The sequence below is a fragment of the Pseudomonas entomophila genome (assembly GCF_018417595.1).
Taxonomy (GTDB): Bacteria; Pseudomonadota; Gammaproteobacteria; order Pseudomonadales; family Pseudomonadaceae; genus Aquipseudomonas; species Aquipseudomonas entomophila_C.
In genome coordinates this window covers 2,239,080-2,255,700 of the sequence record NZ_CP070982.1, presented here as the reverse complement: position 1 = coordinate 2,255,700, position 16,621 = coordinate 2,239,080, and the positions used below count along the sequence as shown (strand labels likewise).

Below are 16,621 nucleotides of genomic sequence, written 5' to 3'. Positions count from 1 at the left end.
GCGGGTGATCGCGGCTGAAGCCGCTCCTACAGAGGTCGCACCAAATCCATGGGTATGGAGGGCCGAACCGGATTTTCACCCACCCCCTCGTTGCCACGCACATTTGCTTGTATGGTGTTGTCCAAGAAGGATGTTTTACCCGCACAGGAAAGACTTACATGCCCCAACGCAATGTCATCAACGCCTCCGTCAGCCCCAAGGGCAGCCTGGAGACGCTGTCGCAACGTGAAGTCCAGCAACTGAGCGAAGTCGGTACCGGCAGCCTCTACACCCTGTTCCGCCAGTGCGCCCTGGCCATCCTCAACACCGGCGCCCATGTCGACAACGCCAAGACCATCCTCGAGGCCTACAAGGACTTCGAGGTGCGCATCCACCAACAGGACCGCGGCGTGCGCCTTGAGCTGCTCAACGCCCCGGCCGACGCCTTCGTCGATGGCGAGATGATCGCCAGCACCCGGGAAATGCTGTTCAGCGCCCTGCGCGATATCGTCTACACCGAAAGCGAGCTGGCCAGCCAGCGCATCGACCTGGAAAGCTCCCAGGGCCTCACCGACTATGTCTTCCACCTGCTGCGCAACGCCCGCACCCTGCGCCCGGGCGTGGAACCGAAGATGGTGGTGTGCTGGGGCGGCCACTCGATCAGCAGCGAGGAATACCAGTACACCAAGAAAGTCGGCCACGAGCTGGGCCTGCGCAAGCTGGATGTCTGCACCGGTTGCGGCCCGGGCGTGATGAAGGGCCCGATGAAGGGCGCCACCATCGCCCACGCCAAGCAGCGCATGCACGGCAGCCGCTACCTCGGCTTGACCGAGCCGGGCATCATCGCCGCCGAGGCGCCCAACCCGATCGTCAACGAGCTGGTGATCCTGCCGGACATCGAGAAGCGCCTGGAGGCCTTCGTCCGTGTCGGCCACGGCATCATCATCTTCCCCGGCGGCGCCGGCACCGCCGAAGAGTTCCTCTACCTGCTCGGCATCCTCATGCACCCGGACAACCAGGACCTGCCGTTCCCAGTGGTCCTCACCGGCCCGCGCAGTGCCGAACCGTTCCTGCAGCAACTGCACGCCTTCGTCGGCGCAACCCTGGGCGAGGCCGCCCAGCGCCACTACCAGATCATCATCGACGACCCGGCCGAAGTGGCCCGGCAGATGGTCGAGGGGTTGAAGGAGGTCAAGCAGTTCCGCCGCGAGCGCAACGATGCCTTCCACTTCAACTGGCTGCTGAAGATTGCCGAAGGCTTCCAGCATCCGTTCGACCCAACCCACGAGAACATGGCCGCGCTGGCCCTGCGCCGCGACCTGCCGCCCCACGAGCTGGCGGCCAACCTGCGCCGGGCGTTTTCCGGCATCGTCGCCGGCAACGTCAAGGACAAGGGCATCCGCCTGATCGAAGAGCACGGCCCCTACCAGATCCGCGGCGACGCGGCGATCCTCGACCCGCTGGGGCGCCTGCTGCAGGCGTTCGTCGATCAGCACCGGATGAAGCTGCCGGGCGGCGCGGCCTATGTGCCGTGCTACCAGGTCGTGACCTGAGACACCCCGGGGCCGCATCGCGGCCCCTTCTCTATCCCACCCCTGCGCACCATCGGTCACCTGCTGTGACAACCCGCCAACGTTTGCGCAAAAAAACACCGCAATAAAAATGACCAGTGGGTCACTTTAATGCCCGTTCGTCTCCTACACTCCAGTTTCGGCCCGCGAATTGCTCGGAAAAAGTGACGTAAAAAAGTCGAACTTTCCGAAATGCGGGCAGGTCAGGAACTAAGTAGGCCAACGCAAAGGGACTTCCTCACGCCAGGCCAACCCACCCCAGCCAGTCCACGCGCCTTTCGGCCGGAATGCCGCACGTGCCGCGCTTGCGCGCACAGCTTTGGGGCAAGGATCGCACTACGAAGATGCAGTGACCAACACCAGAGAGAACCAGAACGAGCCAACGCCACGCACCTGAAATGCACATGGGACGGAGAGAAGTATGATCAGTGCCGCTGTCGAACCTCACGTAGACGCATTCAACCCGGACAACCGCGAACCGCTCAGCGCGGATTTCGCCCCGACAGCCAAGGCACCCGGCGCCCAGCGCCAGCACAACCCGAACAAGCGCAAGGTCCTGTTCGTCACCTCGGAGATCGCCGACCTGGTCAAGACCGGCGGCCTGGGCGACGTCTCCGCTGCCCTGCCCCGGGCCCTGGCGCACCTGCATGACGTGCGCGTGCTGATCCCCGGCTACCGCCAGGTGGTCGAGAGCGACAACCCCATCCATATCGTAGGCGAACTGGGCGGCCATGCCGCGCTGCCACCGTGCAAGATCGGGCGCATGGACCTGGCCGACGGCCTGGTGATCTACGTGCTGATCTGCCCCGAGCTGTACCAGCGCGACGGCACCCCCTACGGCGCCAACAACGGCCGCGACTGGCCCGACAACCATATTCGCTTCGCCCGCCTGGGCCTGGCCGCAGCCGAGATCGCCGCCGGCGAAGGCATGGCCCATTGGCGCCCGGACCTGGTGCACGCCCACGACTGGCCGGCCGGCCTGGCCCCGGCGTACATGCACTGGCGCGGGCTGAGCACCCCAACCCTGTTCACCATCCACAACCTCGCCTACCAGGGCGTGTACAGCCGCGGTTGCAGCCCGGAGCTGGCGATCCCGGACCACGCCATGCAGCAGGAAGGCATGGAGTTCTACGGCAAGCTGTCGTTCCTCAAGGCGGGGCTGGCCTACTCCAGCCACATCACCACGGTCAGCGCCACCTACGCCCGGGAGATCACCACGCCGGAGTTCGGCTGCGGGCTGGACGGTTTCCTCGCCAGCAAGGCCCAGAAAGGCCTGCTCGGTGGCATCCCCAACGGCATCGACGAGAGCTGGGACTCGGCCACCGACCAGCACCTGCACCACAATTTCAGCATCAATGACTGGGCCGGCAAGGCGCGCAACGCCCAGCAGGTGCGCGAGCTGTTCGAACTGGAACCGTCCGAAGGGCCGCTGTTCGCGGTGGTGTCGCGGCTGGTCTACCAAAAGGGCCTGGACCTGACCCTGGGGGTGGCCGACTCCATCGTCGAACAAGGCGGCCAGCTGGCGATCATCGGCCGCGGCGAGCCGGAAGAGGAACAGGCCATGCGCGAACTTGCCCTGCGCCACCCGGGCCGCATCGGCGTGCGCATCGGTTTCAACGAAACCGACGCCCGGCGCATGTTCGCCGGCTCCGATTTCCTGCTGATGCCCTCGCGCTACGAGCCCTGCGGCCTGAGCCAGATGTACGCCCAGCGCTTCGGTTCGCTGCCGGTGGCGCGCAACACCGGCGGGCTGGCCGACACCATCGAGAACGGCGTGACCGGATTCCTGTTCGACGACTCCACCGTCGACAGCTACCGCGAGGCCCTGGGCCGCGCCTTCTATGTATACGGCAAGAAGCACCTGCTCAACGCCATGCGCTGCCTGTCGATGACCCAGCCGTTCAACTGGTGCCAGGCGGTGGAACCCTACGCCCGTTTGTACGAGGACCTGGTCAAGCAGGCGCACTTCGCCCACTACTGAGACAGGGAGCGCACAATGCACAGGCATGGCGCACAGCTGCTGGACGCCACGTCGGCGCGCTTCGCCCTCTGGGCACCGGATGCGCGCAGCGTGAGCGTGATGATCGGGCAGCAGCCGCCCGTCGAGCTGCTGGCCGAGGGCGATGGCTGGTACAGCGTGGTCACCGCCTGCCAGGCGGGGGATCGTTATCACTTCCAGATCGACGATGAGCTGCGGGTGGCCGACCCGGCCTCGCGCTGCCAGCCCGAAGGCGTACAAGGGCCCAGCGCGCTGGTGGACCTGAGCGGCTACGCCTGGCAACACCCATGGCAGGGCCGCCCCTGGCATGAAGCCGTGATCCAGGAGCTGCACGTCGGCTTGCTCGGCGGTTACCCCGGTGTCGCCGAGGTAGTGCCACGCCTGGCCGCGCTGGGCATCAGCGCCATCGAGCTGATGCCCCTGGGGCAGTTCCCGGGCGAGCGCAACTGGGGTTATGACGGCGTGCTGCCCTTTGCGCCCCAGCACAGCTACGGCACGCCCCTGGAATTCTGCGCGCTGGTCGACGCTGCCCATGGCCACGGCCTGATGGTGCTGGTGGACGTGGTCTACAACCACTTCGGGCCCGACGGCAACTACCTGCACCGCTATGCCAGCCCGTTCTTTCGCGATGACCGGCAGACGCCCTGGGGCGCGGCCATCGACTTCCGCAAGCCCGAGGTGCGCGAGTACTTCATCCAGAATGCGCTGATGTGGCTGTGCGATTACCGCTGCGACGGGCTGCGCCTGGACGCCGTGCACGCCATCGACCAGCCGGATTTCCTGGTTGAACTGGCGCGGCGGGTACGCGCCGCCGTCGAGCCGGGGCGCCAGGTCTGGCTGGTGCTGGAAAACGAACACAACCAGGCCTCGCTGCTGCAGCAAGGCTTCGACGCCCAGTGGAACGACGACGGCCACAATGCCCTGCACGTGCTGCTGACCGGCGAAACCGAAGGCTACTACGCCGACTACGCGAAACGCCCCATCGAGCAACTGGCCCGCTGCCTCACCGAGGGTTTCGTATTCCAGGGCCAGCCCGATCGCCATGGCGTGCCACGGGGCGAGCCCAGCGGCCACCTGGCGCCCAGCGCGTTCGTGCTGTTCCTGCAGAACCACGACCAGGTCGGCAACCGTGCCCTGGGCGAGCGCCTGACCCGCCTGTGCCCGCCGCAGGCCTTGCGTGCCGCCACTGCATTGTTACTGCTGGCGCCGATGATCCCATTGCTGTTCATGGGCGACGACGACGGCAGCCGCGAGCCGTTCCTGTTCTTCACCGACTTCCACGATGAACTGGCCGATGCCGTGCGCGAAGGCCGGCGCGGTGAGTTCGCCCGTTTCAGCGCCTTCACCGACCTGCGGCAGCGCGAGCGAATCCCCGACCCCAATGCCGAAACCACCTTCGAAACCTCCAGGCTGCAGCACAAGGAAGTGCTGGCCGGCTGGCACGGCCTGTATCAGCAACTGCTCGACCTGCGCAGGCGCCACATCATCGCGCACCTGCCCGGCACCCGCGCCCTGGGCACCGACGTGCTGGGCGACAAGGCACTGACCGCCCGCTGGCGCCTGGGTGATGGCCACGTACTGCGCATCGACCTCAACCTCGACGCGCAGCCGCAACCGGTACAGCTGCCGCCGCTGGAACGGCGCTTGTACGACAGCAGCGACAACGCCCATCCCGACTCGACCCTGGCCGCGCACAGTTGCGTGGTCAGCCTGCTGCCCCCCGACCAGGAGACGCCATGAGCGAGCACCCCCTCCATCGCCTGGCCGCCCGGGTGGGCCTGGCCCGCGACTGGATCGACGCCAACAACCGTCCGCAGCAGGTGAGCGACGACGTATTGCGCCAAGTGCTGCAAGGCCTGGGTCACCCGGCCCACGACCGTGCAGCCATCGACGCCAGCCTGCGCGCCGTCGAACAGGCCGAGGACAGCGAACACCTGCCACCGTTGCTGACCGTCGACAGCGGCCAGCCGCTCGACCTGCAACGCTACTTCAGTGCCGCAAGCACCGTGCGATGCACCCTGGAAGACGGTACGCCGCACACCTTGCAACTGGACGCCCAGGCTCGCCTGCCGGGCGAGCTGCCGCTGGGTTACCACCAACTGGACATCGACGGCCGAACCTTCACCGTGGCGGTGGCGCCTTCGCGCTGCCATGCCCTGCAAGACCGCGTGGAGCAAGCGCCACCCCGCAGCTGGGGCCTGGCGGTGCAGTTGTACAGCCTGCGTCGCCCCGGCGATGGCGGCTATGGCGACTGCCTCGCTCTGGAGCAACTGGCACGCAGCGCCGCCGAACGCGGCGCCGATGCCCTGGCGATCAGCCCGATCCATGCGTTGTCGGTCGTCGACCAGCAGCACTACAGCCCCTACTCGCCCTCCAGCCGCCTGTTGCTCAACACCCTGTACGCCAGCCCCGCCGCCCTGCTGGGCGAGCGCGCCGTGCGCATGGCGATCGAAGCCTGCGGCCTGGAACAGACGCTCGAAGACCTGGAGCAGCGTCCGCTGGTCGACTGGCCACGGGCCGCCGACGCCCGCCTGCGCCTGCTCGAAGCGCTCTACCATGACTTCAGCCAGGGCGATCACCCGCTGCGCGAAGACTTCGACCGTTTCCGCGCCGGCGGCGGCGAAAAGCTCGAGCACCACTGCCGCTTCGAGGTGCTGCAGGCCCACGCCATGGAACACGGCCTGGGCAGCGACTGGCGCACCTGGCCGGCGGCCTGGCACGACCCCTACCACCCGGAAGTCGCGGCCTTCGCCGATGCCTACCCCGCCCGCGTAGAGTTCCATGCCTTCTGCCAGTGGCTGACCGAACGCAGCCTGCAACGGGCCCAGGACGCCGCGCGCGGCAATGGCATGGCCATCGGCCTGATCGCCGACCTGGCGGTGGGCGCCGACGGCGCCGGCAGCCAGGCCTGGAGCCGCCAGGACGAGCTGCTGGCCGACCTCAAGGTCGGCGCGCCCCCGGACATCCTCAACCGCGCCGGGCAGGACTGGGGCATCTGCGCGTTCTCGCCCGAAGGCCTCAGGCGCAACGGCTACCGCGCCTTCATCGAGATGCTGCGGGCCAACCTGGCCCATGCCGGCGGCCTGCGCATCGACCATGTGATGGGCCTGCGCCGGCTGTGGCTGGTCCCCCGTGGCGCCACACCCCGCGAAGGCGCCTACCTGAACTATCCGCTGGACGACCTGCTGCGCCTTTTGGCCCTGGAATCGGTACGCCACCAGGCGATCATCCTCGGCGAAGACCTGGGTACCGTGCCCGCAGGCCTGCGTGAACGCCTGGCCGACAAGGCCGTGCTGGGCATGCGCGTGCTGCCCTTCGAGCAGGCCGCGCCCGGGCATTTCACAGCGATCCTCGACTGGCCCGACAACGCCCTGGCCACCACCGGCACCCATGACCTCGCGCCCCTGGCCGGTTGGCTGGGGGGGCGCGATATCGACTGGAGCCACCGCCTGAAGCTGATCGAGGCCGCCGCCGAGCTGCACTGGCGGCATACCCGGGCGCTGGAGCGCGACGGCCTGCGTCGCACCCTGGAGCAGAACTACGGCCCGCAGGCGGACGACAGCGCGCTGATCGATGCCGCGATCCGCTACGTCGGCCATACCCGCGCCCCGCTGGTGCTGGTGCCCCTGGAGGACCTGCTGGGTTGCGACGAGCAACCCAACCTGCCCGGCACCACCGAGGGCCACCCCAACTGGCGGCGGCGCTTCAGGACGCCGGTGCGCGACCTGCTCGACGACGAGGACGCCGCCCGCCGCCTGGAGCTGCTGGCCCAGGCCCGCGAGCAGGCCTGGGAGCGTGACCGATGAAGGCGCTGACCGCGACCCTGCGCCTGCAACTGCACAGCGACTTCACCCTCGATGACGCGGTGCCGCTGGTGCCTTATTTCGCCCGGCTCGGCATCAGCCATGTCTACGCCTCGCCGATCCTCACCGCCCGCGCAGGCTCGCGCCACGGCTACGATGTGGTCGATCCGACCCGGGTCAACCCCGAGCTGGGGGGCGAGGCGGCGCTGGAGCGCCTGGCGGCCGCCCTGCGCCAGCATGGCATGGGGCTGATCCTCGACACGGTGTCCAACCACATGGCCGTGGGCGGCGCCGACAACCCCTGGTGGCAGAGCCTGCTGGCCTGGGGGCGGCGCAGCCCGTACGCGGCGTTCTTCGATATCCAGTGGCACTCCAGCGACCCGCTGCTGGCCGGGCAACTGCTGCTGCCCTTCCTCGGCAGCGACTACGGCGTGGCCTTGCGCGACGGCGAGATCCCGCTGACGTTCGACGCGGATCAGGGCCAGTTCGAAGTCGCCCACCATCAACACCGTTTCCCCATCTGCCCGCTGGACTACGGACGCATCCTCGGCCAGGCCGAGGACCCTCGCCTGCACGCACTGGCCCAACGCTTCAGCGCCCTGCACGAAGCCGCCGAGCCGCTGGCCGACGCCCTGCCCCTGCACCGTGAACTGGCGCGCCTGGCCGCCGGCGGAGCGCGCCTCGAAGGCGCCCTCGCCGCCTTCGACAGCCGCCACGAAGCGGGCTTCAAGCGCCTGCACCTGCTGCTCGAACGCCAGGTCTACCGCCTGGCCAGCTGGCGCACCGCCGCCGACGACATCAACTGGCGACGCTTCTTCGACATCAATGAACTGGGTGGCCTGCGGGTGGAACGCCCGGAAGTGTTCGAGGCGACCCATGCCACGTTGTTCGCGCTGATCGAGCGCGGGCTGGTGGATGGCCTGCGCATCGACCATATCGACGGCCTCGCCGACCCACGCCGCTACTGCCGCAACTTGCGACGGCGCGTCGAGCGGCTGCTGGCCTGCCGGCCTGTGCAGGCCGCTGTCGAGCATTTCCCGATCTACGTGGAGAAGATCCTCGGGCCGGGCGAACATCTGCACCGCGACTGGCTCACCGACGGCACCACGGGCTACGAGTTCATGAACCAGGTGTCGCTGTTGCAGCACGACCCCGCCGGTGAGGCCCCGTTGAGCGACCTGTGGCGCGATGTCGGCGAGCGCCCCGATTTCCCCGACGAAGTCCGCGAAGCCCGCCACCTGGTGCTCAACGCCAGCCTGGCCGGCGACTGCGAGTCGGTGGCCCAGGCCCTGCTGCAGGTGGCCCGCGACGACCTGATGACCCGCGACCTCACGCTGGGGGCCATCCGTCGCGCATTGCAAGCCCTGGTCGAGCACTATCCGGTGTACCGCACCTACATCCACGCAGGCGGCCGTCCTGACGAAGATGAAGCGTTCTTCCAGCAGGCGTTGGCCGGTGCGCGATTGTCACTGGGTGAAGCCGACTGGCCGTTGCTCGATCACCTTGGGCAATGGCTGGGTGGCCAGCCCTGGCGCCAGCTACCGCCAGGCCCGCCACGCAAGCACCGGCGCCATGCCTGCGTGCGCTTCCAGCAATTGACCGCGCCCAGCGCCGCCAAGGCGGTGGAGGACACCGCCTTCTACCGCTCCGGCCGCCTGCTGTCGCGCAACGATGTCGGCTTCGACGCCGAACGCTTCAGCGCCGAGCCCGCCTGGTTCCACAACGAGGCGCAACGCCGCCTGCGCGACTTCCCCGACAACCTGCTGGCCACCGCCACCCACGACCACAAGCGTGGCGAAGACTGCCGCGCCCGCCTGGCGCTGCTCAGCGAGCGCGGGCCCTGGCTGGCCAGCCGCTGCGAGCACTGGCGCGAGCTGGCAACGCCCCTGCGCGCCGTGCTGGACGATGGCGTCGCCCCCAGTCCGGGCGATGAGCTGATGCTGTACCAGACCCTGCTCGGCAGTTGGCCACTGGACCTCGACCTGCACGAACCCGCCGCACTGCGCGCCTATGCCGAACGCATTCGCCAGTGGCAATGCAAGGCGCTGCGCGAAGCCAAGTTGCGCAGCAGCTGGGCGGCGCCCAACGAAGCCTATGAACAGGCCTGCGCCGGGTATGTCGACGGCCTGTTGCTGGACGACGAGAACCAGCAACTGCGCCAGTCCCTGCACGACGCCGCGCGCCGCCTCGATTGCCCCGGCGCCCTCAATGGCCTGGCCCAGTGCCTGTTGCGCTTGACCACGCCCGGCGTGCCCGACCTGTACCAGGGCAACGAGTACTGGGACCTGTCGTTGGTCGACCCGGACAACCGCCGCGCGGTGGACTACGCTGCACGGCGGGCCAGCCTGGACGACAGCGCGCCAACGGCCGAACTGCTCGCCCACTGGCGCGACGGCCGCATCAAGCAGGCATTGATCGCACGGGTGCTGGATTGCCGCCAGGCCCACCCCGAGCTGTTCCAGCGTGGCGCCTACCTGCCGCTCAGCGTGCGCGGGCGCCACGCTGACAAGGTGCTCGCCTTCGCCCGCCTGGGCGAGGGCGAACGCGCCGTCATCGTCGTACCGAGGCTGGCCAGCGCCCTGCTGGGCAACGCCCCGACCCCCTTGATCCCGGCGCAGAACTGGGACGATACCCGGCTGACCTTGCCGTTCGCCTTGTCGCCTGCCAATTGTTCGGGACTTTTCGCCGGTGCCGCGGTCACCCCTTCAAGGGAGCTGATGTTGAGCACCGTACTGGCGGAGTTTCCGGTCAATGTGTTGATTGATCATGCCTAACTGCATTCAGGAGTGTCGTGATGAGTGTCGATGAAAAACGTATTCGCGAATTCGCCTATCAGATCTGGGAGTCGGAGGGTAAGCCGGACGGCCAGGAGGACCGCCATTGGGACATGGCGCGCAAGCTCGCCGAGGCCGAGTCGTTGGCGCCTAAAGCCGCGCCGCGCAAGAAGGCGGTGGCCAAGCCCAAGGTGACGCCAGTGGACAAACCCACTGTCGCCAAGAAGCCTCGGGCGGTGAAAAAGCCAGCGGCGGGCTGAAAGCTGCACCGGCCTCTTCGCGGGTAAACCCGCTCCCACATGCTCTCCTGTAGGGGCGGGTTTACCCGCGAAGAGGCCCGCATTGCCACCCAAGCATTCCGCCGCACCACGAGGACTGCCATGAGCCCCCGCGCCCCGAAGAAAACCCGCTCCGTCGCCCCGTCGCGCATCCGCGAAGGCCTGCCCTTCCCGCTCGGCGCCAACTGGGATGGCCTGGGGGTCAACTTCGCCCTGTTCTCGGCCAACGCCAGCAAGGTCGAACTGTGCCTGTTCGACTCGACCGGCGAGCACGAGCTCGAGCGCATCGAGCTGCCCGAGTACACCGACGAGATCTACCACGGCTACCTGCCGGACGCCCACCCCGGCCTGGTCTACGGCTACCGCGTGCACGGCCCGTACGACCCGGCCAACGGCCATCGCTTCAACCCCAACAAGCTGCTGATCGACCCCTACGCCAAGCAACTGGTGGGCACGCTGAAATGGTCCGAGGCGCTGTTCGGCTACACCATCGGCCACCCCGACGGCGACCTGTCGTTCGACGAGCGCGACAGCGCGCCCTTCGTGCCCAAGTGCAAGGTGATCGACCCGGCCTTCACCTGGGGCCGCGACCAGCGCGTGCTGATCCCCTGGGAACGCACGATCCTCTACGAGGCCCACACCCGCGGCATCAGCATGCGCCACCCTGCGGTAGCGGAGGACTTGCGCGGCACCTTCGCTGGCCTTGCCAACGACGAACTGCTCGGGCACATCAAGGCCCTGGGTGTGTCGAGCATCGAGCTGCTGCCGATCCACGCCTTCGTCAACGACCAGCACCTGCTGGACAAGGGCCTGAACAATTACTGGGGCTACAACAGCATCGCCTTCTTCGCCCCGCACCCGCGCTACCTGGCCAGCGGCAAGATCGCCGAGTTCAAGGAGATGGTCGCGCACCTGCACGACGCCGGGCTCGAGGTGATCCTCGACGTGGTCTACAACCACACCGCCGAAGGCAACGAGCGCGGCCCGACGCTGTCGATGCGCGGCATCGACAACGCCTCGTACTACCGCCTGATGCCCGACGACAAGCGCTTCTACATCAACGATTCCGGCACCGGCAACACCCTCGACCTGAGCCACCCCTGCGTGCTGCAACTGGTCACCGACTCGCTGCGCTACTGGGCCGGCGAAATGCACGTGGACGGTTTCCGCTTCGACCTGGCGACCATCCTCGGGCGCTACCACGACGGCTACAGCGAGCGCCACGGGTTCCTCGTCGCCTGCCGCCAGGACCCGATGCTCAGCCAGGTCAAGCTGATCGCCGAGCCCTGGGACTGTGGCCCTGGCGGCTACCAGGTGGGCAACTTCGCCCCCGGCTGGGCGGAGTGGAACGACCGCTTCCGCGACACCGTGCGCAGTTTCTGGAAGGGCGACGAAGGCATGCTCGCCGACTTCGCCGCGCGCCTGACCGCCTCGGGCGACCTGTTCAACAACCGTGGGCGACGCCCCTACGCCTCGGTCAACTTCGTCACCGCCCACGACGGTTTCACCCTGCGCGACCTGGTCTCGTACAACGAGAAACACAACGAGGACAACGACGAGAACAACCAGGACGGCACCAGCAACAACCTGTCGTGGAACTGCGGCGTGGAAGGCCCCACCGACGACCCGCAGATCAACGCCCTGCGCATGCGCCAGATGCGCAACTTCTTCGCCACCCTCCTGCTGGCCCAGGGCACGCCGATGATCGTCGCCGGCGACGAGTTCAGCCGTACCCAGCACGGCAACAACAACGCCTACTGCCAGGACAGCGAGATCGGCTGGGTGAACTGGGACCTGGACCAGGATGGCAAGGAATTGCTGGCCTTCGTCAAGCGCCTGACCCGGCTGCGCCTGGCCTACCCGATCCTGCGCCGCTCGCGCTTCCTGGTCGGTGATTACAACGAGGCGATCGGCGTCAAGGACGTCACCTGGCTCGCCCCCGACGGCGAGGAGATGACCGTCGAGCAGTGGGAAGACCCGCACGGGCGCTGCCTGGGCATGCTGATGGACGGCCGCGCCCAGGTCAGCGGCATCGCCCGGCCCGGTGCCGAGGCGACGCTGCTGCTGATCGTCAATGCCTACCATGACGTGGTGCCGTTCAAGCTACCGACGGTGCCGGAGGGCGACTACTGGAGCTGCCTGGTGGACACCGACCGGCCGGAGATGCGCAAGCCGCAGCACCTGCAGTTCGAGGCGCTGTTCGAGGTCAAGGGGCGGTCTTTGCTGTTGATGGCGCTGCAGCGTGAGGAGGAATGAGTGGTGGCGGCCAGGTGCCTGGCGATGGCCTTGCAGCGCCCCGGAGATCGAGCGCCGCGCGGGCGGCGCTCGATCGCATAGACGCTACAACTCTACCGTCGAACACCTGAAAAACACCGACGCTAGCAACGATTCGGCATAGCGCGGCAACGGTAAATCACCATTATCGATATACCAACTTCAAAAACGCCGAAAATCAAACAGTTGCATTGATAAACGAGCCTTTACCACGTCATTCACGATTTCTTGACGCAAGCCCTGTCCTCTCCTTAGCTGAACAGTAATCAGCAGACGTAAAAACTCGTGCCGGGCCTCTAGCTCGCGCCTTCGTGCGCGCCCTTCGAGGCTGGCGCGCTGGTTTGGGTCGCCCTGTTTCTGACGTACAGCTCGTGACATCAGGCCTGCTCTGCGGTTGCCCCACGCGCTGTCCCTCAACCCTCAACAGGAGATCCGCCATGAAAAGCACCTCGAATCCCTCGCGTTTCGACGTCTTTTTCTACGCGGTTTCCACGTCGCTGCTTCTGGCAACCCCGGTGGAAACCTTCGCTTTCCAAGCGCAGGAAGGCGAGCCCTTCGCCCGCTTTCTGGAACAACCCGAGGTGCCGCGACTATCCCTGGACCCAATGAACGCCAGCGGCCTCAACCAGGGCTTGCTCAACGCCTTCTCCGCGCGCATGGGCGAGCGCCACGGCCAGGCCATGCCGGATACCATCGCCAGCCAGTGGGCGCAGTTCTTCCCCGGCGCCCCGCGCATCGGCGCCCAGGCGCCGGCGCAACTGGAAGCCCCCAGCCAGCAACTGATGATCGGCCCGGACCTGTTCGTGCGCGAGGCCAGCGACGGCAGCGTGCACCGCGCGGGGATCTTCATGGGGCACAACAACCTGCAGAGCAGCTTCAACGGCATGCGCCCCCTGCTCGGTGACAAGCAGCGCGACGCGGTCAACCTCAGCGGCGAGAGCCTGGGCGTGTACTGGAGCATGACCCACGAGCAGGGCTGGCACGTGGACGCGGTGGCCATGGGCACGCGCATCGACGTCAACGGCCGCTCCCAGGCCGGCGAACGGGTCGATGACAGCGGCCATGCGATGACCTTCTCGGTGGAGGGTGGCTACCCCATCGGTCTGGGCGGCGGCTGGGTGATCGAACCCCAGGCGCAGTTGATCAACCAGCAGTTCTTCCCCGGCAGCCAGGCCCAGGAGGAGACCCTGCAGGCCTTCGACAGCCAGCCCACCTGGAGCGGCCGGGTCGGTGCCAAGCTGTCGGCGCGCTACGAAGTCAGCGGCATGCCCATCGAGCCCTACGTGCGTACCAACGTCTGGCACGACTTCAGCAACACCGACGCGGTGAAGCTGGACCAGGTGGACAAGATCTCCAGTTCACGCAGCGCCACCACGGTGGAGTTGGGGCTGGGGCTGGTGGCACGGGTCACGCCCAATGTGGCGCTGTTCGTCAGCGCCGACTACAGCAGTGATGTGGATGACAATGACCTGAATGGGCTGATCGGCAGCCTGGGGGTGAGAATGCGCTGGTAAGCCTTGGTGCGGCGCCCCCCTCTTCGCGGGCTTGCCCGCGAAGAGGCCATCACAGCCTGGCAATCAGGCCGGCTTCATCACCAACACCCCCAACGGCGGCAGGTTCAACGCCAGCGACACCGGCTGCCCATGGCTGGCGACCTCATCGGCCACCACCGCCCCCAGATTGCCCACGTTCGACCCTGCATACAGCCCGGCATCACTGTTCAGCAATTCTTCCCAACGCTCGCCGAACGGCACGCCGATCCGGTACCCCTGCCGCGGTACCGGGGTGAAGTTGGCCACCACCAGCAGCGGCTCGCCCTGGCTGCTCCAGCGCAACCAGGCATACACGCTGTTGTGCGCGTCGTCGCCGATCAGCCACTGGAAACCCTGGGGCTGGCAGTCCTGCTCATGCAGCGCCGGCAGCTCGCGGTACAGCCGGTTGAGGTCGCTCACCAGCTTCTGCACGCCCTGGTGCTCGGAATACTGCAACAGGTACCAGTCCAGTTGCTGGTCATGATTCCACTCGCGCCATTGCCCGAACTCGCAGCCCATGAACAGCAACTTCTTGCCCGGGTGGGTCCACATGAAGGTCAGGTAGGCGCGCAGGTTGGCGAACTTCTGCCAGCGGTCGCCGGGCATCTTGTCGATCAGCGAGTGCTTGCCATGCACCACCTCGTCGTGGGAGATGGGCAGGATGAAGTGCTCGGAGTAGGCGTAGATCAGCCCGAAGCTCATCTCGTTGTGGTGGTAGGTGCGGTGGATCGGGTCGTTCTGGATGTAGTGCAAGGTGTCGTGCATCCAGCCCATGTTCCACTTGTAGGCGAACCCCAGCCCGCCTTGCTGCACCGGCTGGCTGACGCCGGGCCAGGCGGTGGACTCTTCGGCGATGATCAAGGCGCCCGGCGCTTCATGGGCCGCGACGCTGTTGAGGTGGCGGATGAAGTCGATGGCCTCGAGGTTTTCGCGCCCGCCGTGGCGGTTGGGCACCCACTCGCCAGCCTTGCGCGAGTAGTCGCGGTAGAGCATCGAAGCCACCGCGTCGACGCGCAGGCCGTCGATGTGGAAGTGCTTGAGCCAGTGCAGCGCCGAGGCCAGCATGAAACCGCGCACCTCGTTGCGCCCGAGGTTGTAGATCAGCGTGTTCCAGTCCTGGTGGAAGCCTTCCAGCGGGTTGTCGTACTCGTACAGCGCGGTGCCGTCGAAACGCGCCAGGCCATGCTCGTCGGTGGGGAAATGTGCCGGCACCCAATCGAGGATCACACCAATGCCGCCCTGGTGGCAGGCGTCGACGAACGCGGCGAAGTCCTCGGCGCTGCCGTAGCGCGAGGTGGGTGCGAACAGCGACAGCGGCTGGTAGCCCCAGGAGCCGCCGAACGGGTGCTCCATGATCGGCATCAGCTCGATATGGGTGAAGCCCAGTTCCTGAACATAAGGCACGAGACGATCGGCCAGTTCGCGCCAGTTGTAGAAGCGGGCGACCTCGCCGGCATCATCCAGCTCGCAACGCCAGGAGCCGGCATGCAGCTCGTAGATCGACAGCGGTGCGCTGTAGGCGTGGCGCTGGGCGCGCTGTTCCATCCAGTCGTGATCGCGCCAATCATGGGCCAGAGCCCCGGCCGCCTTCGAAGCGGTGCTGGGCGGCAGCTCGGTGGCGCGGGCCAGGGGGTCGGCCTTGAGCGGCAGCACACCGTCCTGGCCGAGCACTTCGAACTTGTAGGTTTCCCCCACCCCAAGCCGGGGCACGAACAGCTCCCACACCCCGGCACTGTGGCGTAGGCGCATGGGGTGGCGCCGGCCATCCCAGTTGTTGAAGTCGCCGACCACGGACACCCGCCGGGCGTTGGGTGCCCATACCGAGAAACACACCCCGTCGATACCGTCGACCTGGATTGGCTGAGCGCCGAAGCGCCCGGACAGGTCGCGGTGGTTGCCTTCGGAGAACAGGTACATGTCCATGTCGCCCAGCTGCGGACCGAAGCTGTAAGGGTCCTCGGTGACCTGCTCGCCACCGGCCCAGCCGATCTGCAGCAGGTAGGGGATCGCTTCGTCCAGGTGCGCGGTGTACAGGCCCGGCAGGCTGGCCTGTTGCATGTCGACGAGCACTCGCTCGTCGTGGCGCGCCAGCACGCGCACGCTCAGGGCGTTGGGCAGGAAGGCACGGATCAACTGACCGCCCGCACCATCGGAGTGCGGGCCGAGTACGGCGAACGGGTCGGCGTGCTCGGCGCGGGCCAGGGCATCCAGGTCCCGTTGCCGAAGGCCGCCGTTGTCACGCGTGGTTGCATTCATCTCACTGCCCCTTTTCATAGGTTCAAAAAAAGCCCGCCGCCCCCTGTAGGAGCGGCTTCAGCCGCGCTCACCCGCAAAGCGGGTGCCAGACACCGCGCTGCCTTCATCGCGGCTCAAGCCGCTCCTACAGAGGTATTGCGCACGGCCTTGGGAAA

9 protein-coding genes are annotated in these 16,621 nt (G+C 67.1%); 8 read left to right on the top strand and 1 reads right to left on the bottom strand.

Annotated elements, in window-relative coordinates; all coding sequences use genetic code 11:
• Positions 1-158: 158 nt before the first annotated feature.
• The 8 genes from ppnN (at position 159) to JYG34_RS09990 (ending at position 14,192) form a co-directional block, all read left to right on the top strand.
• On the top strand, positions 159-1,532 hold the full coding sequence (gene ppnN, locus JYG34_RS10025; RefSeq protein WP_011533289.1) for a nucleotide 5'-monophosphate nucleosidase PpnN: 1,374 nt from the start codon (positions 159-161) through the stop codon (positions 1,530-1,532).
• A 439-nt stretch (positions 1,533-1,971) separates the two neighbouring features.
• A complete protein-coding gene (glgA, locus tag JYG34_RS10020) occupies positions 1,972-3,531 on the top strand; it encodes a glycogen synthase GlgA (RefSeq protein WP_213660536.1) in 1,560 nt (519 codons plus the stop codon).
• 15 nt (positions 3,532-3,546) lie between these two features.
• A complete protein-coding gene (gene treZ, locus JYG34_RS10015) occupies positions 3,547-5,289 on the top strand; it encodes a malto-oligosyltrehalose trehalohydrolase (RefSeq protein ID WP_213660535.1) in 1,743 nt (580 codons plus the stop codon).
• Positions 5,286-7,355 (top strand): 4-alpha-glucanotransferase, encoded by a 2,070-nt coding sequence (gene malQ / locus JYG34_RS10010; protein WP_213660534.1) that lies wholly within the window; start codon positions 5,286-5,288, stop codon positions 7,353-7,355. Before treZ ends, malQ begins: the two co-directional genes overlap by 4 nt.
• Positions 7,352-10,126: a malto-oligosyltrehalose synthase gene (locus tag JYG34_RS10005; RefSeq protein ID WP_213660533.1), complete on the top strand. Its 2,775-nt coding sequence runs from the start codon at positions 7,352-7,354 to the stop codon at positions 10,124-10,126. Before malQ ends, JYG34_RS10005 begins: the two co-directional genes overlap by 4 nt.
• 20 nt (positions 10,127-10,146) lie before the next feature.
• Entirely contained in the window at positions 10,147-10,386 is a 240-nt protein-coding gene (locus JYG34_RS10000; RefSeq protein WP_213660532.1) for a DUF2934 domain-containing protein, read from the top strand.
• 120 nt (positions 10,387-10,506) lie between these two features.
• Positions 10,507-12,660, top strand: a complete 2,154-nt coding sequence (glgX, locus tag JYG34_RS09995; protein WP_213660531.1) for a glycogen debranching protein GlgX — start codon at positions 10,507-10,509, stop codon at positions 12,658-12,660.
• Between the two features lie 455 nt (positions 12,661-13,115).
• Positions 13,116-14,192 carry an autotransporter outer membrane beta-barrel domain-containing protein gene (locus tag JYG34_RS09990; protein ID WP_213660530.1) on the top strand — a complete coding sequence of 359 codons (1,077 nt, stop codon included), beginning with the start codon at positions 13,116-13,118 and terminating at the stop codon, positions 14,190-14,192.
• A 63-nt stretch (positions 14,193-14,255) separates the two neighbouring features.
• Here the strand turns inward: JYG34_RS09990 and glgB are convergent, their stop codons facing one another.
• Complete coding sequence (glgB, locus tag JYG34_RS09985; protein WP_213660529.1) at positions 14,256-16,466, bottom strand: 1,4-alpha-glucan branching protein GlgB; 2,211 nt, start codon at positions 16,464-16,466, stop codon at positions 14,256-14,258.
• Positions 16,467-16,621 lie beyond the last annotated feature (155 nt).